This window comes from Puia sp. (assembly GCF_035546395.1).
Lineage (GTDB): Bacteria > Bacteroidota > Bacteroidia > Chitinophagales > Chitinophagaceae > Puia.
This window is the reverse complement of the sequence record NZ_DASZXR010000014.1, coordinates 699,889-722,021: the sequence shown is the minus strand read 5'-3', so window position 1 is coordinate 722,021 and position 22,133 is coordinate 699,889. Positions and strand designations below refer to the sequence as shown.

The 22,133-nt window shown below is 56.4% G+C and carries 20 protein-coding genes; 13 read left to right on the top strand and 7 right to left on the bottom strand.

The genetic code is table 11. The features are described from left to right. Nucleotide 1 precedes the first annotated feature (1 nt). The 4 genes from VHE34_RS15740 to mobA are packed head-to-tail and all read left to right on the top strand — an operon-like array spanning nt 2 to nt 2,187. Nucleotides 2-958 (top strand): GTP 3',8-cyclase MoaA, encoded by a 957-nt coding sequence (locus VHE34_RS15740; protein ID WP_325589618.1) that lies wholly within the window; start codon nt 2-4, stop codon nt 956-958. A gap of 3 nt (nt 959-961) precedes the next feature. Further along, the gene (locus tag VHE34_RS15735; protein ID WP_325589616.1) at nt 962-1,195 is read left to right on the top strand and encodes a MoaD/ThiS family protein; all 234 of its coding nucleotides are present in this window, start codon (nt 962-964) and stop codon (nt 1,193-1,195) included. Then, nucleotides 1,155-1,661, top strand: a complete 507-nt coding sequence (locus VHE34_RS15730) for a molybdenum cofactor biosynthesis protein MoaE (protein ID WP_325589614.1) — start codon at nt 1,155-1,157, stop codon at nt 1,659-1,661. The genes VHE34_RS15735 and VHE34_RS15730 overlap by 41 nt, the downstream gene beginning before the upstream one ends. Beyond that, nucleotides 1,654-2,187 (top strand): molybdenum cofactor guanylyltransferase, encoded by a 534-nt coding sequence (gene mobA / locus VHE34_RS15725; protein WP_325589611.1) that lies wholly within the window; start codon nt 1,654-1,656, stop codon nt 2,185-2,187. The genes VHE34_RS15730 and mobA overlap by 8 nt, the downstream gene beginning before the upstream one ends. A gap of 92 nt (nt 2,188-2,279) precedes the next feature. Here the strand turns inward: mobA and VHE34_RS15720 are convergent, their stop codons facing one another. Next, complete coding sequence (locus VHE34_RS15720) at nt 2,280-3,512, bottom strand: isocitrate dehydrogenase (NADP(+)) (protein ID WP_325589609.1); 1,233 nt, start codon at nt 3,510-3,512, stop codon at nt 2,280-2,282. A gap of 57 nt (nt 3,513-3,569) precedes the next feature. Here VHE34_RS15720 and VHE34_RS15715 point away from each other — a divergent pair, with 57 nt between their 5' ends. Both VHE34_RS15715 and VHE34_RS15710 read left to right on the top strand, forming a co-directional pair. After that, a complete protein-coding gene (locus VHE34_RS15715) occupies nt 3,570-4,172 on the top strand; it encodes a Crp/Fnr family transcriptional regulator (RefSeq protein WP_325589607.1) in 603 nt (200 codons plus the stop codon). Further along, nucleotides 4,169-4,780, top strand: coding sequence for a Crp/Fnr family transcriptional regulator (locus VHE34_RS15710; RefSeq protein ID WP_325589605.1), 612 nt, complete (start codon nt 4,169-4,171; stop codon nt 4,778-4,780). Before VHE34_RS15715 ends, VHE34_RS15710 begins: the two co-directional genes overlap by 4 nt. Nucleotides 4,781-4,818: 38 nt before the next feature. Here the strand turns inward: VHE34_RS15710 and VHE34_RS15705 are convergent, their stop codons facing one another. After that, complete coding sequence (locus VHE34_RS15705) at nt 4,819-6,702, bottom strand: Nramp family divalent metal transporter (RefSeq protein ID WP_325589603.1); 1,884 nt, start codon at nt 6,700-6,702, stop codon at nt 4,819-4,821. Beyond that, the gene (locus tag VHE34_RS15700; RefSeq protein ID WP_325589601.1) at nt 6,674-7,354 is read right to left on the bottom strand and encodes a metal-dependent transcriptional regulator; all 681 of its coding nucleotides are present in this window, start codon (nt 7,352-7,354) and stop codon (nt 6,674-6,676) included. Before VHE34_RS15700 ends, VHE34_RS15705 begins: the two co-directional genes overlap by 29 nt. Before the next feature lie 166 nt (nt 7,355-7,520). Here VHE34_RS15700 and VHE34_RS15695 point away from each other — a divergent pair, with 166 nt between their 5' ends. From VHE34_RS15695 to VHE34_RS15680, 4 genes are all read left to right on the top strand, one after another. Then, a complete protein-coding gene (locus VHE34_RS15695; protein ID WP_325589599.1) occupies nt 7,521-8,501 on the top strand; it encodes a hypothetical protein in 981 nt (326 codons plus the stop codon). Nucleotides 8,502-8,601: 100 nt separating this feature from the next. Further along, nucleotides 8,602-10,257, top strand: coding sequence for an alpha-glucan family phosphorylase (gene glgP / locus VHE34_RS15690; RefSeq protein ID WP_325589597.1), 1,656 nt, complete (start codon nt 8,602-8,604; stop codon nt 10,255-10,257). Between the two features lie 48 nt (nt 10,258-10,305). Continuing rightward, nucleotides 10,306-12,108, top strand: a complete 1,803-nt coding sequence (locus VHE34_RS15685; RefSeq protein ID WP_325589595.1) for a mucoidy inhibitor MuiA family protein — start codon at nt 10,306-10,308, stop codon at nt 12,106-12,108. 141 nt (nt 12,109-12,249) lie between these two features. Next, a complete protein-coding gene (locus VHE34_RS15680; protein WP_325589592.1) occupies nt 12,250-14,160 on the top strand; it encodes an SPFH domain-containing protein in 1,911 nt (636 codons plus the stop codon). Here the strand turns inward: VHE34_RS15680 and VHE34_RS15675 are convergent. Both VHE34_RS15675 and VHE34_RS15670 read right to left on the bottom strand, forming a co-directional pair. After that, nucleotides 14,157-14,597: a hypothetical protein gene (locus tag VHE34_RS15675; RefSeq protein ID WP_325589590.1), complete on the bottom strand. Its 441-nt coding sequence runs from the start codon at nt 14,595-14,597 to the stop codon at nt 14,157-14,159. The two genes, VHE34_RS15680 and VHE34_RS15675, sit on opposite strands and share 4 nt — an antisense overlap. Nucleotides 14,598-14,715: 118 nt before the next feature. Then, nucleotides 14,716-15,522 carry an FKBP-type peptidyl-prolyl cis-trans isomerase gene (locus tag VHE34_RS15670; RefSeq protein WP_325589588.1) on the bottom strand — a complete coding sequence of 269 codons (807 nt, stop codon included), beginning with the start codon at nt 15,520-15,522 and terminating at the stop codon, nt 14,716-14,718. A 137-nt stretch (nt 15,523-15,659) separates the two neighbouring features. Here VHE34_RS15670 and VHE34_RS15665 point away from each other — a divergent pair, with 137 nt between their 5' ends. The 3 genes from VHE34_RS15665 (at nt 15,660) to VHE34_RS15655 (ending at nt 18,653) form a co-directional block, all read left to right on the top strand. After that, nucleotides 15,660-16,376 (top strand): DUF4197 domain-containing protein, encoded by a 717-nt coding sequence (locus VHE34_RS15665; protein WP_325589586.1) that lies wholly within the window; start codon nt 15,660-15,662, stop codon nt 16,374-16,376. A 57-nt stretch (nt 16,377-16,433) separates the two neighbouring features. Continuing rightward, nucleotides 16,434-17,648, top strand: coding sequence for an MFS transporter (locus VHE34_RS15660; RefSeq protein ID WP_325589584.1), 1,215 nt, complete (start codon nt 16,434-16,436; stop codon nt 17,646-17,648). Between the two features lie 63 nt (nt 17,649-17,711). Further along, the gene (locus VHE34_RS15655) at nt 17,712-18,653 is read left to right on the top strand and encodes a class I SAM-dependent methyltransferase (protein ID WP_325589582.1); all 942 of its coding nucleotides are present in this window, start codon (nt 17,712-17,714) and stop codon (nt 18,651-18,653) included. On the opposite strand, the gene VHE34_RS15650 is transcribed toward VHE34_RS15655, so the two are convergent. Next, the gene (locus VHE34_RS15650; RefSeq protein ID WP_325589580.1) at nt 18,643-20,157 is read right to left on the bottom strand and encodes a M28 family peptidase; all 1,515 of its coding nucleotides are present in this window, start codon (nt 20,155-20,157) and stop codon (nt 18,643-18,645) included. The two genes, VHE34_RS15655 and VHE34_RS15650, sit on opposite strands and share 11 nt — an antisense overlap. 58 nt (nt 20,158-20,215) lie before the next feature. Further along, nucleotides 20,216-22,108 (bottom strand): ABC-F family ATP-binding cassette domain-containing protein, encoded by a 1,893-nt coding sequence (locus VHE34_RS15645; protein WP_325589573.1) that lies wholly within the window; start codon nt 22,106-22,108, stop codon nt 20,216-20,218. Nucleotides 22,109-22,133: the final 25 nt, after the last annotated feature.

The window sequence follows — 22,133 nt, the reverse complement described above, 5'->3', positions numbered from 1 at the left end:
CATGTTAAAGATTGAGGACCGATATGGCAGAACGTTCCGGACCCTGCGGGTTAGTTTGTTGCAGCATTGTAACCTGGGCTGTGTCTATTGCGTCGCAGGAGAGGCGGAACTCAAGGAAGCCAACGCGGTGGGAGACAGCCTGGGGGTGGAGCAGTTGCTGGCGATCATCCGCCGTCTGAAGGAGCAGTTGCCGCTGGATACCGTCCGGCTGACGGGGGGCGAACCATTGCTCTACCCGGGGCTGGCATCGCTGATCCGCGGCATCCGTGCGGCGGGGATCGACGCCGTCCGCCTCACGACCAACGGCTTTCTGCTGGAGCGGATGGCGCCGGCGCTGAAGGAGGCGGGTCTGGAGGCCCTTAACGTATCGCTGGACGCCGTCGAGGAAGAGGTATTTGCCCGGATGAGCCGGCGGCATTCGGTGGAGCGGATCATCCGGGGGATCGATGCGGCTGTCGCCGCGGGGCTGAGGGTAAAGATCAATACGGTGATGATGAAAGGAATGAATGATTCGCAGCTGTTGCCGCTGCTGGATCTCGCCTTCGCCCGCGGTTTGACCATCCGGTTCCTGGAGGTGATGGCAATGGGGCATCTCCATGACCATGCCGGCCGGTATCTCGTGACGCAGGACGAACTGCTGGGACGGATCGGCGAGCATCACCGGATAACGCCCGAGCCGCGGGCGGAATCCGCCACGGCGAGGTACTGGACCACCGAGACGGGCCACCGGTTCGGCATCATCGCCAATGAGAGCGAACCTTTTTGCCGCGACTGCGACCGGCTCCGCCTCGATAGCAGCGGACATATCTATGGATGCCTGAGCAGCAATCAGCCGATCGGGCTGGGCCTAAGCGAAACGGCGGCGGAATGGGATGAGAAGTTGAAACTGGCGCTTGCTCAGAAGCAGGAGCTGAGGTTCGTGGGGAGTGATCTGAGCATGTTGCACATCGGCGGATAGACAATGAAAATTCACGTATATGCCGCGTTGAAAGATTACTTTCAGCCGGAATTCGAAGTCAGCGGGCTCGTGCGGAATACGGACGAGCTGAAGGCGCTATTGCTGACGCTAAACGATAAGGCGGCCGGGATCCTCTCTGCCTGCCGGTTTGCCGTAGAAGAAGGTTTTATCGACAATGCATTTAAATTGAATGAATATGACACCGTCGTCATCATCCCTCCCAGCAGCGGCGGATAGATCTGCGGCACCGCCCGCCCTGAGTGACCAGCCGCTCGACATCCCGGGTCTGTTGAGCCTTGCACATCATCCCGGCGCCGGGGCGGTGGTCTTGTTCAGCGGCGAGGTTCGCGACAGCAACCGGGGTCAGGCCGTGGCTTTCCTGGAGTATGAGGCACATATCCCGATGGCTGCGTCGATGATCGCAGAGATCCTTGCTACGGCAAAGGAGCGTTGGTCGCTGCATACGGCCATTGCCCAGCACCGGGTGGGCCGGGTCGACATCGGCGATACCGCGGTGGTGGTGATCACGGCCTCAGCGCATCGCAGCGAGGCCTATACCGCCAACAAATATATTATCGACCGGATAAAACATGAGGCGCCTATCTGGAAATGCGAACACTATGCCGACGGTACGAAAGAATGGGGCAATAACTGCAACTGCCACGCCGTAACGGGGGATATCCACAAGCATATCTATGAGTAAGCTGCTGGGGGTCGTGCTTTGCGGTGGTGAAAGCCGCCGTATGGGCCAGGACAAGGGACTTTTACAGATCGATGGCCAGCCCTGGGTGCTGCGCATGGGCGAAAAGCTGGCGCATCTTCAAATTCCTGTCGTCTATTCCGTCAACAAAAAACAGGTCGCCGCGTATGCGGCCTGGCTGCCGCCGGGTCTGTACGTCGTGGACTCCGGCGCAGGCGCGGGTCCGTTGAAAGGACTCTTAAGCGTCCACAGAGCCTATCCCGATTGCGATCTGTTACCCGTTGCCTGCGATATGCAGGACCTCGACGTCGATACCATTTCCGGGTTGATCCCGGCCTGGCGTAAGGGCGGGTCAGACTTCTATGCTTATGAAGTAGACGGGTTTTTGCAACCCTTTTGCGCCATCTACGGCGCCAGCGCGCTGAGGCGCGGGGAAAGCGTTTCGAGCCTGAGAGGGTTGTTGGAGAAAGGCGAGCTTCGCCGGCTGCCCGGAACAACGCCCGCCTTTCGCAATTACAATACTTTATGAAGCAGGGGCGGCTTCGGCCGCCCCTCATAGCTTAGTTATAACCCGGATTTTGGGGGGTGATATTCGGAGGGTAATTATTTATATATTTCCTTTTATTTCAGCTTTTTCTGAAGATTCTTGTCGATGGCGTCGAGGAACTCTTCGGTATAGAGGAAGTGTTTGCCATGCTCGACCTTGTTGCCATGTACGCAGATGGCGAGGTCCTTGGTCATCGCTCCGCCTTCCACGGTCTCGATACAGACCGCTTCGAGGGCGTTGGCGAAGTCGATGAGCTCGCGGTTGTTGTCGAGCTTTCCCCGGAAGGCCAGGCCGCGGGTCCACGCAAAGATGGATGCGATCGGGTTGGTTGAGGTCGGTTTGCCGGCCTGGTGGTCGCGATAGTGGCGGGTGACCGTACCATGTGCCGCTTCCGCTTCCATGATCTTTCCATCGGGCGTGATGAGCACGGAGGTCATGAGACCCAGCGAACCAAAGCCCTGCGCTACGGAATCGCTTTGTACGTCGCCGTCATAGTTCTTACAGGCCCAAACGAAATTGCCGTTCCACTTCAGCGCGCTGGCCACCATATCGTCGATGAGACGGTGTTCGTAGACGATCCCCGCTTCCTTGAAGGCTGCTGCGAATTCCTTCTGATAGATGTCTTCAAAGATGTCTTTGAACCGGCCGTCGTATTTTTTCAGGATGGTATTCTTCGTAGAGAGATACAGCGGCCATTTCTTGCTCAGCGCCATATTGAAACAGCTGCGGGCAAAACCCTTGATGGACTCATCGGTATTGTACATCGACAGGGCTACGCCGTCGCCCTTGAAGTTGAAGACTTCGAAGGTCTGAGGCGTGCTGCCGTCCTCCGGGGTGAAAGTCATGGTCAGTTTTCCTTTTCCCTTGATCACGGTGTCGGTGGCGCGATACTGATCGCCGAAGGCGTGGCGGCCGACGATGATGGGGGCTGTCCAGTTGGTCACCAGCCGCGGTACGTTCTTCATTACGATGGGCTCGCGGAACACCGTCCCGTCGAGAATATTGCGGATCGTCCCGTTGGGGCTCTTCCACATTTGTTTCAGGTTGAATTCCTTTACGCGGGCTTCGTCGGGGGTGATGGTCGCACATTTGATGCCTACGCCGTATTGCTTGATCGCATTGGCGGCGTCGATGGTTACCTGGTCGTCCGTCTTGTCACGATATTCGACTCCCAGATCATAATATTTGATATCGATGTCCAAATAGGGCAGGATCAGCTTGTCCTTGATGAACTTCCAGATGATTCGGGTCATTTCGTCTCCGTCCAGCTCGACGACGGGATTGGCAACTTTGATTTTTTTGGGCATATTTCCACTATTTTTATTGCTAAAAGGAGAGCAAACCTACATGAAAATGCCCAAATAATGCTAGAAACGTTGCGAAAATATGTGTCGGGATATGTGGCGTTGTCGGATGAAGAGTTCCATCTCCTGGCCGACAGGATCGTGGTGCGGAACTTCGACCGGCGCGAGCAATTGCTCGGGGTAGGGGAGGTCGAGCGGTATATGAACTTCGTCGTGCAGGGCCTCGTCCGCATGTATTTTTACAAAGGCAAGACCGAGCTGATCACCAATATTGCCAAAGAAGGCGAACTGGTCAGCAGCAGTGCTTCCTTTCTCTCGGCTACGCCTTCCCATTATTATATCGAGACCCTGGAACCGACCATCCTGTTATCGGTGACCCGGGAGGACCTGGATGCCGTCTATCAGCAAAGCGTCCGGATCGAGCGGCTGGGGCGCCTGCTCACGACCCAGTTCGTGATGCAAAAGGAGGAATGGGAGCATGAATGCATGCGGCTCGATACGCGCGAACGGTTTACCCGCTTCGTGGAGCGGAACCCCGAGCTGGTCACGCGTGTGCCGCAGAAATACCTGGCTTCCTATCTGAATATGAAACCCGAGACCTTCAGCCGGATGAAGAACCTGGTCAAGAAACGGCCGGCCATCAATAAATCCCATGTGAAATGAGCAATTCCGTCAACGCTTATACCGCGGCGCTTGATCATCTCCACCGCTACTTCGCGCGGTTTGAGCCGCTGACGAAGCAGGAGTTCGATCAATTTCTGCCCTATATCGAAGTGCGGGAGTTCGATAAGAAATGCGTCGTCATCCGCGCCGGCGAGGTCGAGCGCCATCTGAACATTGTCGCCTGGGGACTCGCGCGGAAATATCTGCCGGTCCGGGGCCGGGAACTCACCATCCAACTGGCCACCGAGGGGCATATCATTCATTCGGACCTTTCCTTTCACTATCGCACTCCCTCGAATTGCGTCATCGAGACCATCGAGCCGACCGTCTTTTTCTCCATCACGTATGAGAATCTGCAGGAGGCCTACGATGTTTTCCCCAAGGCCGAGCGGCTGGGCCGGTTGCTGCTTTCCGATCTCTTTGTCAAAAAAGATACCCGCTACTTCGATCAGCTGCGGAAGGACACGCGGGAGCGGTTCCTCGATTATGTCCGTACGCATCCGCAGATGCTGCAACGGGTGCCGCAGAAATATATCGCCTCTTATCTTAATATCAAGCCGGAGACCTTTAGCCGGCTAAAGCATTTGATGCGGCCGGGCAAACGTTAAGGCGCGGATCGCCTTCGGCCGGCGGCCGATCGTAAGACTCACAGATTCACTACCAATACCGGGATCTTCAATTCATGCCGAACCGCATTCACCGTTTCTCCAAAGATGATATCCTTCATCCCCCGGTGTCCGTGCGACCCGATGACCAGCATATCCGCCTGTTGTTCGCGGGCGATGCGGGCGATCTCCCGGCTGCGGTGGCGGAAGCCCAGTGCGGTATGGGCTTGTAATCCTCTGCTTTCCAGCATCGCCTTGTAATGATCGAGCCGCTCCTGGTCCTTCCGGGTCTCATAGTCGTCGCTCTGCTTGCCGAGCAGCTGTGCCGAAACGCTTTCGACCACATGGATCAGGAGGTAGCGGGCCGTTGCGCCGCCCTGGCCGGCCGCATATGCCAGCAGCCGTTCGTCGTGTTCGCTGAAGTCCAGCGCCACGGCGATATGCCGGAAGGCCGGCGGCGTCCAGTCCTGCAGCGCGTCCGGCTGCGGGTGCAGCTGGGGCGCTTTGCGACGCACCTGCCGTTCGATCCAGGGATGCAGGGTGATATAGACGAGCAGGGCGCAGCCGCCCAATCCGCCCAGCAGGATCAGGGTCTTGCCAATAAGATTTCCGGACGATGCGATCAGGGGCGCCGCTTCTTCCACCACCAGCTTGACGTTGAGATAGACCAACAGGCCGGCCGCTCCCCAGGCGAGGACCTTGATCATGGGTTTGATCGTGAACTCGCCCATGGTGGTCCGGTCGCTGACGAACTGGATGAGCGGGATCACCGCGAAGCCCAGCTGCACGCTCAGGAACACCTGGCTAAGCACCAGCAGGTTGTCGACTTCCTTTTCACCGAACAACAGGATCACGACCACGGCGGGAATGATGGCAAGCAGCCGGGTCAGCAATCGTCGTACCCAGGGGTTGATGCGCAGTTGGAGATAGCCCTCCATCACGATCTGTCCCGCAAGTGTTCCGGTGAGCGTCGAGCTTTGGCCCGAGGCGATCAGCGCCACCGCGAAGAGCTTTGGCGCCAGCTGAGTGCCCAGCATGGGAAGGAGCCGGTGGGCATCCTTGATCGAGGCGACATCGGTCAGCCCCGTCCGGAAGAAGACCGTCGCGGCAAGGATGAGAATGGCGGCATTCACCAGGAACGCCAGGTTCAGCGCGACGGCGCTGTCCAGGAAATTGATCTTCAATGCCCTTCGAACATGGACCGCGCCGGGCAGGATCTTTCTTGTCTGCACCAGCGCCGAATGGAGATAAAGGTTATGCGGCATCACCGTCGCCCCGATGATCCCGATCGCGATATACAGGGCCTCCTTGCCCTGCAAATGCGGAACGAAGCCGGCGGCAATATCGGCTGCTGCCGGCCGAGCCAGAAGGATCTCCACCAGGAAGGATCCGCCGACGACCGCGATCAGCCCGATCACAAAGGCTTCCATGCGTCGCATCCCCAGGCGTTGGAGGAACAGCAGCAAAAAGGTATCGAGGACGGTGATACATACGCCATATACGAGGGGGAGACCGGTCAGCAGTTCCAGGCCGATGGCCATCCCCAGCACTTCGGCCAGGTCACAGGCCGCGATGGCGATCTCGGCTAGAATATACAGGGGGATGTTGATATAGGCGGGATAGACTTCGCGGTTGGCCTGGGCCAGGTCGCGGCCGCGAACGATGCCCAGCCGCGCGGCGAGGTTTTGCAAGAGGATCGCCATGAGGTTGCTCATCAGCAGCACCCAAAGCAGCGAGTAGCCATAACGGCTGCCGCCCGCCAGGTCGGTGGCCCAGTTGCCCGGGTCCATATAGCCGACGCTGACCAGGTAGGCCGGGCCAAAAAAAACAAACAGCTGCCGCCACCACGGCCCCTTCCGGGTGGTGGTGTCGATGCTGCCGTGTACTTCACTCAGACTAACGTCTTTCTGCAGGTGGTTCATCATCGGTTACCCATACATTTTTTGCTACCCTGGCGCTAAGCGTGACCGGCGGCCGGTTCCGCACTTTCACCTCCAGGGAGTCGTCAAATGGAAATTTCTTTTTGATCTCGAGCCGGGTGCCCAGCCGGATATGGTTATGTTGCAATACCTCCAGCATCTCGGTGGTCTGGCTGGCGATGCCCGACACCTGCATCGCCTTGTTCACCGGCCAGTCGGCCAGCGCCACCTGCCGCCGGACCAGCAGCCGGCCCTGGCTGTCGGGGATCGGGTCGCCATGGGGATCCGTTGCCGGGTGACCCAGGAAGGCATCCAGCCGGTCGATCAACGCCCTGCTGCTGATATGCTCCAGTTCCTCGGCGATCTCATGTACCTCTTCCCAGCCGAACTGTAATTTCTTCACGAGGAAATATTCCCAAAGCCGGTGTTTGCGGATCACCTGGACGGCCGCCTTACGTCCCTCGTTGTTCAGTTTGAAACCCTTGTACCGCTCGTAGATCAACAGCTTCTGCTCCTTGAGCTTCTTTAGCATATCGGTGACGGAGGCGGGCCGGGTACGCAGGGCTGCGGCCAGCGCATTGGTCGTGACGAGCCCCTGCTCCTGTTGCAGGTGAAAAATGGCTTTGAGATAATTCTCTTTGCTGGCGGAATACTTCATACGTGGCTATTCGGTATACCTAAAATTAAATTTAGACAAATCTAAAATTAAAAAACCGCATTGCAAGGGATAAATTCTTTATTTTTAGCGCCGGCGGCCCCGGTAGGGCCGACCCAATCGTTACCGGCGGCCTGGTAGGGCCGCCCCAATCATTAGACTCCCCGCTATGTCGAAATATCTGTTGCTTCTCGTGTTGCCAGTTCTGCTGATTGCGTGTAAGGAAAAGAAGGTCTCCCTGGCGACAAACGATGAGAAGGTGAACATCTCCGATTTCCTGGAGTTCTTCCAGTCCATGAAGTTACCCTACCAGGCGACCGACACGATCCTGAAGCGGAGGGAACCGGAAACCTCGGTCATCAACGGCAGGCTGTTCGCCCGTTTCGTCCCGGACTCCGTCATCGGCAAACTCTTCGGCAAGGAAGGACATCTCCATCTCTACGCCATCGGTAAGGTCGGCGTGCCTGACGCGGAGAAATATGTGTTTGTAAAGGCGACGGCCGGCAGCCGCCGGGCGCTGATCCTCCTTGTCTTTGACAAAAAGGATCATTTTGCCGCCGCCCGCCCCGTCATCTATGCCGACAACGAGAGCGGCGTCAGCGGACAGGTCACGATGGACGCCAGGTACACGGTGACCGTCCAGCATCAGCGTAAGGCCTCCGACGGCCAGCTCTTCTATCACAGGGATGCCTATATCTATAACGGGGATGCCGGGCTGATGCTCATCCTCACCGAGTCCAACGAGAGCAAGCCGAAGATCGTCCCCGTCTACAACCCGATCGACACCCTGGCGCGAAAGCATAAGTTTTCCGGCGACTATGCCCAGGACAAACGGAATATCGTCGCCATCCGCGACGGCAGGGACGCTTCGCGGTTCCAGTTCTTTGTTCACTTCGAGAAGAACGACGGCACCTGCAAGGGAGAGCTTAAGGGGGAGGCGAAATTTATCGGACCCGGGGTAGCGCGGTACCGGGCTTATTCCGACCCTTGTGCGATCGAATTCACCTTCATTCCCGAAGGCGTATCGCTAAAGGAGCTGGGCGGCTGCGGCGTCCACCGGGACATTAAATGTTTCTTTGAAGGTTATTTCGAGAGACGAAAAAGCCCAAAACCGGCCCACGGGGCCGGTGGCCGGCAGGCCCATCGGTAACCGCCGGAAAGGCCTGGTCCGTCCAAAAAACAATTGATTTCCAATTTGTGCGTTATATTGCGTCAGTTTTACATATAAGACTAAATATTTGGATTTGCTTATGAACTTTAAGAACTATGCCGTGCCATACACAGTAGATGAGCGGTATTCGAAGAAAGTGGCTTATTTCTCCATGGAATTTGCAGTGCACCAGCCGCTGAAGATCTACAGCGGCGGCCTTGGTTTCCTGGCAGGCTCTCATCTGCGCAGCGCGTATGAGCTGCGGCAGAATATGATCAACATCGGTATCTTATGGAAATACGGTTACTATGACCAGGCCCGCAACCTGGATCAGACCCTGCAGGTGACCTGGATGGAGAAGCTATACAGCTTCCTCGAAGACACGGGCATCCGCTTCCAGGTGACGATCCACGATCATCCCGTCTGGGTCAAGGTCTGGTATCTCAACCCCGAGACGTTCAAAAGCGCGCCTCTGTTCCTGTTGAGTACGGATGTGCCGGAGAACGATTATGTCTCCCAGACGATCACTCACCGGTTGTATGATGCCAATGTGGCCACCAAGGTGGCGCAGTTCATTCTGCTGGGAGCCGGTGGCGCCAAGCTGGTGGACGAGCTGGGGTTCAATCCCGAGCTGTATCATCTCAACGAGGCTCATGGGATCAGCAGCGCCTTCTATCTCTACCACAAATATGACCGGAATATCGAAGAAGTGCGCAAGCGGCTCGTCTTTACGACGCATACGCCCGAAGAGGCCGGCAACGAAAAGCACGATATCTATCTCTGTCATAAGATGAGCTATTTTGGCGGGCTCTCCGTGGAGGAAGTGAAGAAGCTGACGGGGCTCGAGGACGACGCCTTCAACCATTCGCTGGTCGCGCTGCGATTCGCCCATCTGGCCAACGGCGTTTCGCAGCTGCATGGCAATGTCTCGCGCGCCATGTGGGGGAAATACAAGGACATCTGCCCGATCATCGCCATTACCAATGCGCAGAACTGGCGCTACTGGGCCGATAAGGAACTCTACCGGAAGATGGAGGAAGGCAATGACTACTGGTGGGACGACCGGAAGAAGTATATGAAGAAGCGCGCCTTCGAACTGGTTGCCGATCAAACGGGAAAACTGTTTGACCCGAATGTCTTTACGATCGTTTGGGCCCGCCGTTTCGCCGGCTACAAAAGAGCGTCCCTGCTGGCGCGGGATATGGACCGTTTCAACAGGCTGATCAACGACACCCAGCGGCCGATACAGATCATCTGGGCCGGCAAACCCTACCCCATGGATTATCCCGCGATCAACGAATTCAACCACCTGGTCCATCTCAGCAAAAGCTACAAGAATGTTGCCGTGCTGATCGGCTATGAAATGTCGTTGTCCAAACGCCTGAAACAGGCGGCGGATTGCTGGCTCAACAATCCCCGCGTTCCCCGTGAGGCTTCGGGCACCAGCGGGATGACCGCTGCGATGAACGGCGCCGTGAATTTCTCCACCGACGACGGCTGGATCCCCGAGTTCGTCAACCATGGTAACAACGGCTTTGTCATCCCCAAGGCGGATTATGCGAATATGCATGTCGAGGCCGTCGATGACTACGATCTGAACAAGCTGTACGAGATACTCGAAGGGGAGATCCTGCCTACGTACTATAATAACTACGACACCTGGCGGCAGATCGCCAAAAACGGGATGCGCGATGTGCGTTACCAGTTCGACGCCGGCCGGATGGCGCACGAGTATTACGAACAATTGTATAAATAAGGTTGTGTAATTTTCTGAGGGGTTGCATCATGAAGGAAATTCTTTCATATGCGACCCTTCTTCTTTTCGATCCTTTTATTTAGTCTGGCCGCCCGGGCGGGCGACGGGAAAAATATCATTTCTTCCACCCTTACCGCCGCCACCGTCTACCGGAGCGGGGCGGAGCTCGTGCATACCGCGACGGCCCGGCTGGAACGCGGCGCCAATGAGCTCATTGTCGGCGATCTCAGCAACACGATCGACGTCACCAGCATCCGGATCGGCTGTTCTGCAAACGTGACCGTATTATCGGTGACGTTCTCCACGGATCATCTGCAAACGGAGGTCGTCAGCCCGTTTGTTAAAAAATTGCAGGATTCCATCGGTTCGATCAAAAAAGAGCTTGGCCGGCTGGACATCCTCGTCAAGTCCGATAACGAGCTGCTGGACCTTTTGGCCACCAACAAAAGCATCGGAAGCACGACCATGGGCGTCAGCGTCGCCGAGCTCGCGAAAATGGTGGACTATTACCGGCAGAAGGCGCTCGAACTGCGCACCGAGATCAGCGGGTATACCGACAGATCCCAACAGCTGAAACAGGTAATCGACCGGCTCGGGCGCCAGATAAAAGAGGACGAGCGAAAGAACGCATCCACGGCCGGCAGCCTGGTGCTGCAACTGATGAGCCCTTCGGCAGGCCCGTGCGATCTTACGATCTCCTACCTTACGACGGCGGCGCACTGGGAACCATACTATGACCTCAAGGTCGTCAACAGCACCGATCCGCTGCACATCTTTTACAAGGCCCATGTGGTGCAGACCTCCGGTATCGACTGGAAGCATGTGAAACTGAGCCTGTCTACTTCGCTGCCGGCGCAGGGTGGGAATGCGCCGGTGCTGAACACCTGGTTCCTTCAGTTTGTCAATCCTATCGCCGGCTACGTTCCCGCCGCACCCATGTCCAACGTCATTAGCGGCGTGCGTGTCCGGGGCACCGCCTCCCTGAGCGAGGTCGCGGTCACGGGTTTTGCGTCCAGGCCTGAAGATGGGAGCGAGGAAGCCCCTTCCGATCCGTTGTATATTGTCAATGGGAAAGAGGTGTCCAAGTCGGAGTTTACCAATATCGATCCCCGGGCGATCAAGAAGCTCGATGTGCTGAAAGACAACAGGGCTACTGCCCTCTATGGCGCCCGGGCCGCGGCAGGCGTGATCCTGGTCACCCTGAAAGACGAGCTTGGGGACTACGTCTCCCTCAATGATCGAACGATGGATGCGGTCTTCGAGATCGATATCCCCTATGACGTCCCGGGCAACGGAATGGAACAGGGCGTCACGCTGAAGGAATACCAGCTTCCCTGCGTCTATCAATACTACGCCGTGCCCTGCGTGGACAAGGACGCCTATTTACTGGGTCAGCTTACGGGCTGGGAAAAGCTCAACCTGCTGCCCGGCGATGCCGGTATCATGGTGGAAGGGACTTATATCGGCAGATCGCGGATCGACCCGGGCTATGTCCAGGATACGATGAACCTGACGCTGGGCCGCGACAAACGCATCGTCGTCAAAAAGGAGAAGGTGACGGATTTCAGCAGCGTGAAGTTCCTCGGATCGAATAGAAAGCAGGTCTTTACCTACCGGATCACCGTTCGAAACAACAAGAAAGAGAAGATACGGATGATCCTGAAAGATCAATATCCGATCTCTTCCGACAAGGAGATTGAAGAAGAGCTGCTGGAGAATGGCGGCGCCACGGTCAACAAGGACACCGGCATCCTCACCTGGAACCTTGAACTGGCGCCCGGCGAGAGCCGTTCCTACCGAATCAGCTATAGTGTAAAATACCCTAAAGACAAAGTTGTGAATATTAATTGAATACGGAGAGTTGCTGGGACCCGCATACACGTTAGTTTGGGTGTTATGCGGGTCCCGGTTTTACCGTCCGTCCCGATTTCCGTAGTGGTTGAGCCGCGGGTACACAAACTTTGTACCTTCAATAGGTAAACCCTCAAACAAATGGACAACTCAACCTTGATCAGATGGGGACTGGCCATCGGCATCCCCTTATTATGCATCGTTCTTTACCGCGTCATCCTCCGGGTCTTTTTCGGCCTGGTCATCGTACCCGAAGACCGCATTGGCCTGGTAACCAAGAAATTCGTTCTTTGGGGCAAACAGTCTCTGCCGGAAGGCCGGATCATCGCCACCGAAGGCGAAGCTGGTTTCCAGGCGCAGACCCTTGCGCCCGGAGTGTATTTCGGCAAATGGTTCTGGCAATATGCGATCAACTTCCAGCCCTTCACGGTGATCCCGACGGGCAAGATCGGGCTGGTTCTGGCCCGCGACGGCGCCGAGCTGGAGACGGGAGCCATCCTCGCACGGAAGGTGCCCTGCGACTCTTTCCAGGATGCGGCGGCATTCCTGAAGAGCGGTGGCCGCAAGGGCCGTCAGACGGCCATCATGACTCCCGGCTCCTATCGCATCAACACCTTTCTTTTCGATGTGGAGGTGACCGAAATGGTCAGCATTCCCGATAATGCCGTAGGTATCGTCACGACACTGGAAGGCAAACCCCTGGAGGAAGGACAGATCGCCGGCCGGCTGATCGGTGATCATAACAAGTTCCAGGACGCCGATCTCTTCCTGAACAGCGGCGGCTATAAAGGCCTTCAGGAACAGGTGATCCTGGCCGGTAGCTACTTTCTGAACCCCTGGTTCGTAAAGGTGGATATGGTGAAGATGACCGAGATCCCCATCGGCTATGTGGGCGTCGTCATCTCCTTCGTCGGTGATGAAGGCGCGGACCTTAGCGGCGTGGAGTTCAAACACGGGAATATCGTGTCCCGCGGTCACAAGGGCGTATGGGCGGAGCCGCTTGGGCCGGGGAAGTACCCGATCAACCCGTACATTCAGAAGACGGAGCTGGTGCCGACCACCAACCTCGTGCTCAACTGGGCCAGCGCGCGAAGCGAGGCCCACCAGCTGGATAAGAATCTTTCGACGATCACCGTGCGTAGCAAGGACGGTTTCCCCTTCAACCTGGACGTCGCACAGATCATCCATATCCCGACCACCGAGGCTCCGAAGGTCATCGCCCGTTTTGGGAACATGGTCAATCTCGTCAGCCAGGTGCTCGAACCGACGATCGGTAACTATTTCCGTAACTCTGCGCAGGACAGCGATGTCATCGCCTTCCTCGGCACCCGTAAGGAACGCCAGGAATCGGCAAGACAGCATATCGGCCGGGTGCTGGAGCAGTACAATGTCATCGGCGTCGATACGCTGATCGGCGATATCGTTCCACCGGAAAGCCTGATGAAGACGCTCACCGACCGGAAGATCGCCGAAGAACAGAAGGTCACCTACGAGACGCAGATGAAGGCGCAGGAGACGCGGCAGAGCCTTGAAAAGGAAACGGCCATCGCCGAGATCCAGAAGGAGATCGTAAAGGCCGACCAGGGCGTACTCATCGCCGAACGTATCGCCGACGCGTCGGTGAAAAAGGCGACGGGTGACGCCAACAGCGTCCGCCTGCAGGCTAACGCCGAGGCCGACCGGCTCAAGCTGCTCGCCAGCGGTGAGGCCGAAAAGACGCGGCTCCTTGCGAAGGCCGACGCGGAAAAGATCGAATGGCTGGCCAAAGCCGATGCGGAGAAGATCTCCCTCACCGGTAACGCCGAAGCGGAAAAGATCCTTGCCATCGGTAAATCTTCTGCAGAGTCCTACAAGCTAGCCGTCGAAGCGATGGGTGGGAGCAACTTCACCCAGTTGAAGGTCATGGAAGCTATCGGGCAGCAACATATCCGCATCATGCCGGAAATATTGATCGGGGGCGGCGGAGAGAACGGGAATGGACCGATACAGGGACTTCTCGGGCTGCAGTTGCTGGAGCAGCTGAAGAAAAAGCCCGATGAGAAAGATAATTAGTGCAGGAAATAGCGCCGGAGCCAGGACTGAGCCTGTTTCTCGGTCCTGGCGCAGATAGCGCAGTCGTTGGTCGAGTCGCCGGATGGATTTGCATCTTCCCAATAAAAGGTTCGGGTGGAATTTGTCCGGCGATCGGTCACGGCGATTCCGACGCTGTCGGGTGCGATCACCCAGCAGCAGGCGCCGGATCGCGGCATACTGACGCGGAAGCCGGGATGGCCCGGGGTGGGGTCGGGACCGATCCATTTCAGCTCGGTATCCTCTTCGCTTTTGCCATGGGCATAGCGGACATAGGCGCGTTGATTATCTTTTATCCAGAAGGAAAGGCTTTCGTAAGCGTCGGTATCCGGTGTCCCGACCGACCAGGTCGCCACCTTGACATCCGGGTCCAACCTGCCAAAAAGGAGAACGGATACGAGAAGCAGGGATTTGAACATGTCCCAAAATACGATATATCAGAACATGTCCAAACTCCGCCCGGCCGCTTTTTTGCTTTCTTTTTTGCAATTGGTTCTCACCGGCTTCGGTCAAAGTGGGTGAAGCCCGGTTTTTCATTTAATGTTTTGTGCTGTCCGGGGCCGCACCTGGCGCCGTGCCCGCGGGCTTGACGATGTCGAGCAGCTCGACGTCGAAGATCAGCGTCGAACCCGGCGCGATCATCGGACCGGCCTGCTGGTCACCATAGCCGAGATTGGAAGGAATGAAGAGCTTCCATTTGCTGCCGACCGGCATGAGCTGCAGCGCTTCGGTCCAGCCGGCGATCACGCCGCCGACGGAAAGCTCGACGGGCTGCCCTCTTTCAACGCTGCTGTCGAATACCCGGCCGTCGATCAGGGTTCCATGATAATGCACCCGCACCTGGTCGGTGATCGCGGGCTTGGGACCCGTACCTTCCTTGATGATCTGGTATTGCAAACCGCTGGGCAGGGTCACGACTCCCGGTTTGTTCTTGTTGGCGGCAAGGAAATCCTGGCCCAGTTTCTTATTGCCCGAGGCTTTTTCAGCCTTGGTTTTCTGAACGAAACCGGTGAGACAGGAATTGGCCTGCTGCTCATCCAGCAGGGGTTTGGCCGTTTTTGATTTGGAGTCATTGATGGCGCGGACCAACATGGCCGTATTGATATTGGTTACATTGAACTGCTTGTAGAAATTGGCGACGCTGAGACCGATGGAATAGCTGACCGAGTCCAGCTCGTTCTTCAAAACGGGGCCGTTGACCATCGATTTGGAAGCATTCGCCGGTTTGTGTGCAGCCGTGCCTGCCGGTTTGGTTCCGGTAGCAGGCTTCGCCGTTTGGGCAAAGCCGCTGATTCCCGCGGAAAGACAAAGGGCCGATGCAAGAATTACTCTGGTAAATCCCATAGTGATTTTGTTAATATGAGACGCAAAAATAGGGTTTCCCGGGCATATGCCGTGGGCAATAAATCCTCGTACAGGGCGTTCCTTAACATTGTTTTACCAAATTAGGACCTACTTTTAAATCCGATAAAAATCCTCCAATGATCAAAAAGCTTACTTCCTGTTTTGTTCTCGTTGTGTTCTCCGTTTCCATGCTTAGCGCGCAGAGCCTGTTCGACAAGGCAAAGAACGCCCTGAAGGGTGGGGGAAAAGGACTGAGCTCGGATGATATCGTGGCCGGTCTGAAAGACGCATTGAACCACGGTACGCAAAAGAGCACCGACAAACTCTCGGCCGTCGACGGCTTCTTCAAGGATGCCGCCGTCAAGATCCTGCTGCCTCCCGAAGCGGCGAAGGTTGAAAGGACGCTGCGCAGCGCCGGTTTCGGCAAACAGGTGGACGAAGCGATCCTCAGTCTTAACCGCGCCGCCGAAGATGCGGCAAAATCCGCGGCGCCGATCTTTCTCAGCGCCATCAGGAACATGACCGTCACCGACGGGGTGAATATCCTCAAAGGACCCGATACGGCGGCAACCGGTTATTTGCGCAAGACCACCTCGGCCCAGCTGACCGCTAAGTTCCGCCCGGTCATCGACAGCTCGCTGCAGAAGACCGGCGCCACGAAGTACTGGAAACAGATCTTCGACACCTATAACAAAATGCCCCTGGTTTCGAAGGTCAACAGCGATCTGCCCGGTTACGCCACCGCGAAGGCGCTCGATGGAGTCTTCTACTATGTGGCCGTGGAAGAGAAGAATATTCGAACGAATCCCGCTGCGCAAGTCGACGACTTGCTAAAGAAAGTATTCGGCAAGTAAATAAAATAAGATAAAAAAGGCCCGCCCAAATGGGCGGGTTTTTTATTTTTGCCATTCATGTTAGCGCTTTACCGGGACGCTTACAGCGGCCTGTCAAAACAAACCTGGCTTCTTTCCGCCGTCATGCTGGTCAATCGCAGCGGCACGATGGTGATACCGTTCATGACCATCTACCTGACGCAGCCCTCCATGGGTTACAGCATCGGGCAGGCGGGAGCGGTGGTCGGCGTCTTCGGGTTGGGAGCTGTTTGCGGCGGGTTCCTCGGCGGCAGGATGACCGATCGCTTCGGTTTCCACAAGGTGCAGCTGGTGACACTTACCGGGGGTGGGTTCCTGTTCATGCTGCTGGGCGAGATGACCAGCTATCCACTGATCTGCGTCTGCACCTTCCTGTTAAGCGTGGTCAACGAGGCCTTCCGGCCCGCCAATTCGACGGCGATCGCCGCCTATAGCAAGGAAGAGAACCGCACGCGCAGCTATTCCCTCAACCGGCTGGCCATCAACCTCGGCTGGGCCGTGGGCGGCGCTATCGGCGGTATCCTCGCCTCCATCAACTATCACCTCCTGTTCTGGGTCGACGGCGGCACCAACCTGGTCGCGGCGCTGCTGATCCGCTACTTCCTCGGCGCCGCGTCCACAAAAGGACATCCCGAAACGGCGAAGGCGGATGCCGTCCAGACGCCGTATCGCGACAGGATCTATTTGGGGTTCATTTTCTGCACCATCCTCTTTGGAGCCTGCTTCTTTCAGTTGTTCTCCGTTCTCCCCGTGTACTATAAACAAACGCTCCATCTCCCCGAATACATGATCGGGCTGCTGATGACTATGAACGGACTGATCATCGCGTTCTTCGAAATGATCCTGGTCTTCCGGCTGGAAGGCCGGCGGGAGAACCTGCATTATATTTTCTATGGGACCGCGCTCGTAGGAATATCCTATTTCCTGCTCAATATCCTGCCACTATCCCTTGGCGTGGCCTTCTTCTGTATGGTCCTGACGACCATCGGCGAGATATTGTCCATGCCCTTTATGAACTCCTTCTGGGTATCCCGGACCACCGCCGCCACCCGGGGTCAATATGCAGGGCTTTATACCATCGCCTGGTCGACCGCACAGGTCGTAGGACCTGCGGGCGGCGCAGAGATCGCAGGGCATGCGGGGTTCCGGCCGCTGTGGTGGGTAGTCGGCGGCACCTGTTTCCTGGCTGCCATGGGTTTTAGAAGATTAAGACAAAGCGGACCACAGGGCCGCTGGCCGAAGGCCAATCATTAGACCGTGCACCGGGATGGCCTAATTTTGGTGAGAGGCCAGACCGGGGCACAAAATCAATAGAGCATGAGCGAGGAGAAATTACCAATGTTCCGCAACCGGCTGACAAAAGATATCCGCCATGTCGGTAAATTGGCGCGAAGGCAGGGCGTCTCGTGTTACCGCATCTATGATCACGATCTGCCGGAATTCCCGTTTTGTATCGAGCGGTACGAGGACAAGCTGTATCTTGCCGAATACCAGCGTCGTCATGGAATGACGGAAGAGGAGCATGACCGCTGGCTCGAATCCTGCATCCCGACCATCAGCGAGGTCCTCGAGACTCCGGACGATCATATTTTTTACCGCGAACGGCGCCGCAAGGGCGGGCGGCAGGACCAGTATGAAAAGCTGGCCAGCGAACAGGATTTCTTTATCGCGAAGGAAGCCGGGCTGTCGTTCCGCATCAATCTCACCGATTACCTGGACACGGGCCTGTTCCTGGATCATCGCGTCACCCGCGGCATGGTGCGGGCCGAAGCAAGAGATAAGCGAATGCTGAATCTCTTTTGCTACACCGGTTCTTTTTCCGTCTATGCCGCTGCGGGCGGCGCCATACAGGTGGATTCCGTCGATCTGTCAAAGACCTATTTGGCCTGGGCTGAGGCCAATATGGCCCTGAACGTGCCGGAAGGCGACCATCGGTTCATCCATGCGGATGTCAAGCAATGGCTGGACGAGGCGCCGGCGGGGTACTACGACCTTGTCGTGATGGACCCACCGACTTTCAGTAACAGCAAGCGCATGAAGGATTTTCTCGATATTCAGCGGGACCATGCGGAGCTGATCAATAAAACGCTAAGGGCGATGAAGCCGGGCGGGGTGTTGTATTTCAGTACCAATTACCGCCGCTTCCAGATCGAGACGGAAAAAATAATGGCGGCGTCGGTAAAAGACATTACCAACGCCACCACTCCATTCGATTTCCAGGGAAAGCTGTTCCGCTGGTGCTATAAGATCACCTGCTGAGATTGGGCAGGGCAATATCCCGCTTTACCATCTCATTCCGGTTCGCCATTTCCCACGCGGTGAAGAACACCAATCGTGCCCGCTTCTCCATAATATCATAGTTGATCTTGTCCGGGGTGTCGCTCGGCTGGTGATAGTCCTTGTGGATGCCGTCGAAGTAGAAAATAATGGGCACGCCTTTCCGTGCGAAATTGAAATGGTCGCTACGATAATAGATCATCTCCGGGTCGCTGGGGTCGTCGAATTTATAATCCAGCTCCAGCTTCGAGTATTTCTTGTTATTGCCTTCGCTGATTGGTTTCAATTCGGTGGACAGTTTGTCGCTGCCGACCACATAGACGTAGTTGGTAGAGTCGCCGATCTTGCGGTTGGGATCGATGCGGCCGATCATATCGATGTTAAGGTCGGCCGTGGTCTTATCCAGCGGGTAGGTGGGGTGTTCGGAGTAATACTGCGAGCCGAACAACCCTTTTTCTTCGCCGGAGTTGGCCAGGAACAGGACGCTGCGGCGCGGACCCTTCCCGGCTGCCTTTGCCTTAGCAAATGCTTCGGCGATCTCGAGAACGCTGACCGTGCCCGAGCCGTCATCGTCGGCGCCGTACCAGATGACATTCCCGCGTTTGCCGAGGTGATCGTAGTGGGCGGAGATAACGAGGATCTGGTCTTTCAGATCGGTGCCTTCCAGGAAGCCCAGGACGTCGCTGCTTTGCAGATGCAGGGTGGTCTTTTTGACGACCAGCTTTACTCCGGCGGCATACGTTTTGCCGAGGCTGCCGGCGTTCTGTACGGAAGAAAAGTCATCCCTGGTAATGGCCCTGGCCACGTCATCGGTGATATAAAAGGTGTTGGGGAAGAGCGTCCGGGGGTATTCCGTCATCGACATATTGCCTTTGGGCTCGCGGACATTCCGCGGCGCCGTGGATTGAAGGATGAGCAGCGCGGCTGCACCGTTCTTCTGCGCGGCTTCCTGCCTGGCAAGGAAGAACCTTCTCGCTGCCCGGCCGGCCGGCATCTGGGTCCCGGGCGGGTTGGCGCCCAGCACCAGCACGATCTTGCCTTTTACATTCAGGTTCTTATAGTCGTCGCGGGTCGAATCACTGAGGCCATATCCTGCGAATACGATATCGGCTGCGCCCATTTCGGCGCTATAGTCAAGGGAGACCGGAACGAAAAAGTCCTTGTTGAAGACAAAGGACTGGCCGTTGACGGAGAGCGACGCCGATTCCAGCGAATCCTGGTAGACGGGATATTGCAACTGGTAATTGTCGCCATTGCCGGGCCTGAGGCCGAGCGAACGAAAATCGTTTTCGATATAGGCTGCCGCTTTGCGTTGGCCTTCCGTCGCGGTCTCACGGCCTTCGAAGTCGGCGCTGGCGACAATGAAGAGATGTTTTTTCAGATCTTCCGCGGTGATGGTTTTGGCAAAAGGCCGGGGATCGGGCATCTTTTGGGCCTGAGCGGCGCTTGCAGCGAACACCGACAGCCATAGTAGAAGTTTTTTCATGGGGCCAAATATATGCGCTCGGGTCTTTCGCCCGCCGATAAATGGATGAGCGGTTGAATTATCCAAGCTCACTCAGCTGCAACCAACGCAGTTCTTTATCGTCGAGTATCTGTGCGATCTCCCCGATTCGGATGGACATTTTTTGCAATTCGTCAAAAGCCGCGGCACCACTATTCATTTTCTCGGTTATTTCCTGCTTTTCACGCGTCAACGAAGCAATCTCCTGCTCTAAGCCCTCAAATTCTCTTTTTTCCTTATAAGATAGCTGGCGCCTGGGGGCGGCCGGTGCGGAAGAGACTGGGGGTGCGGGCTCCGCCTTAGGTGTTACCTGTTCGTTGGGGAAGGCAGCATCGGCGTCATTGTCTTTTTGCCAATCTCTGTACAGGGAGTAGTTGCCCGGGAAGTCCCGAACCAGGCCATCGCCCTCGAGCACGAGGAGGTGATCCACCAGCCGGTCCATAAAATACCGGTCATGGGAGACGATCAGCAGACAACCCTGGTATTCGCTAAGGAAGTTCTCCAGGATCGCCAGGGTCGGGAGATCGAGATCGTTGGTCGGTTCGTCCAATACGAGGAAATTGGGATTGCGGAAAAGAATGGACAGCAGGTGTAGCCGCCGTTTCTCGCCACCGCTGAGTTTCGAGATATAGGTGTATTGCTGTTCGGGCGGGAAGAGGAATAGATTGAGAAACTGAGCCGCGCTTAACGATCCTCCTGCCGCCAGCGGGAAATGTTCGGCGATGTTCTTCACAAATTCGATCACCCGCATATCTTCCTTGATGACAAGGCCCTGCTGGCTGTAGTTGCCAAAGATCACGGTCTCCCCAATGTTGATCTTGCCGCTGTCCGGTGGTTCGAGCCCCTGCAGCATATTGATAAAAGTGGATTTGCCGACACCGTTGCGGCCGATGACGCCGACGCGTTCCCCCCGTTTGAAAGTATAGTCGAAGCCTTTCAGGATCACCTTTTCGCCAAAGCTTTTGTAGACCTTCTTCAACTCGGCCACTTTCCCGCCAAGCCGGTTCATCTTCATCTGCAGCTCGATCTGGTTGTCTTCGATGCGCTGTTTGGCCTTTGCTTCCACGACGTAAAAATTATCCTGGCGGCTCTTGCTCTTGGTCGTGCGGGCCTTGGGCTGCTTGCGCATCCATTCCAGCTCTTTGCGATAGGTATTGCGGGCCTTCTCGATGCTGGCCGCGTCGTTTTCCATCCGGGCCGCTTTCTTCTCGAGGTAATTCTCGTAATCGCCCTTATAGACATGCAAGCTGCTGCCGTCCATCTCCCAGATCTCCTCCGTAACGTTGTCCAGGAAATAGCGGTCGTGGGTTACCAGCAGTAACGTCACTCTTTCCTGGTTCAAATAATTTTCCAGCCATTCGACCATTTCCACATCGAGATGGTTGGTTGGTTCATCCATGATCAGCAGCACATGCTTGTGCTCAAAGCCGATATCGATCAGGGTCTTGGCGAGCGCCACCCGTTTGCGTTGACCGCCCGACAAGGTCCCGGCCGGCTGTTGTAAATGGTGGATATTCAGCTTACCGAGTATCTGCTTGACCTTGGTGTCGAAATCCCAGGCGCCCAATTCGTCCATACGGACGATGGCGTCGGTCAATTTGTCCACGTCTTCGGAGTCGGTGGCCGCTTCAAAGGCCTTGATCGCGTTAATGATGGGATGGTTATGATGGAAGATATTGTCGAGGATGGATCGGTCTTCGGCAAAAACGGGCTCCTGTTCGAAGAGCGCCACGGTGACGTCCTTATGTATCCACACTGTACCGCCGTCTGCGGTGTCCTTGCCGGCGAGAATGCGAAGGAGGGTGGATTTCCCGCTGCCGTTGCGGGCAACCAGGGCGATCTTGTCGCCTTCTTCAATGTGAAACGTGATCTGCTGGAACAACGGCTTTACACCGTAGGATTTGTTAAGCCCTTCAACGGAAACATAGTGCATGCGCAAATATACGAAAAGAAAGGGG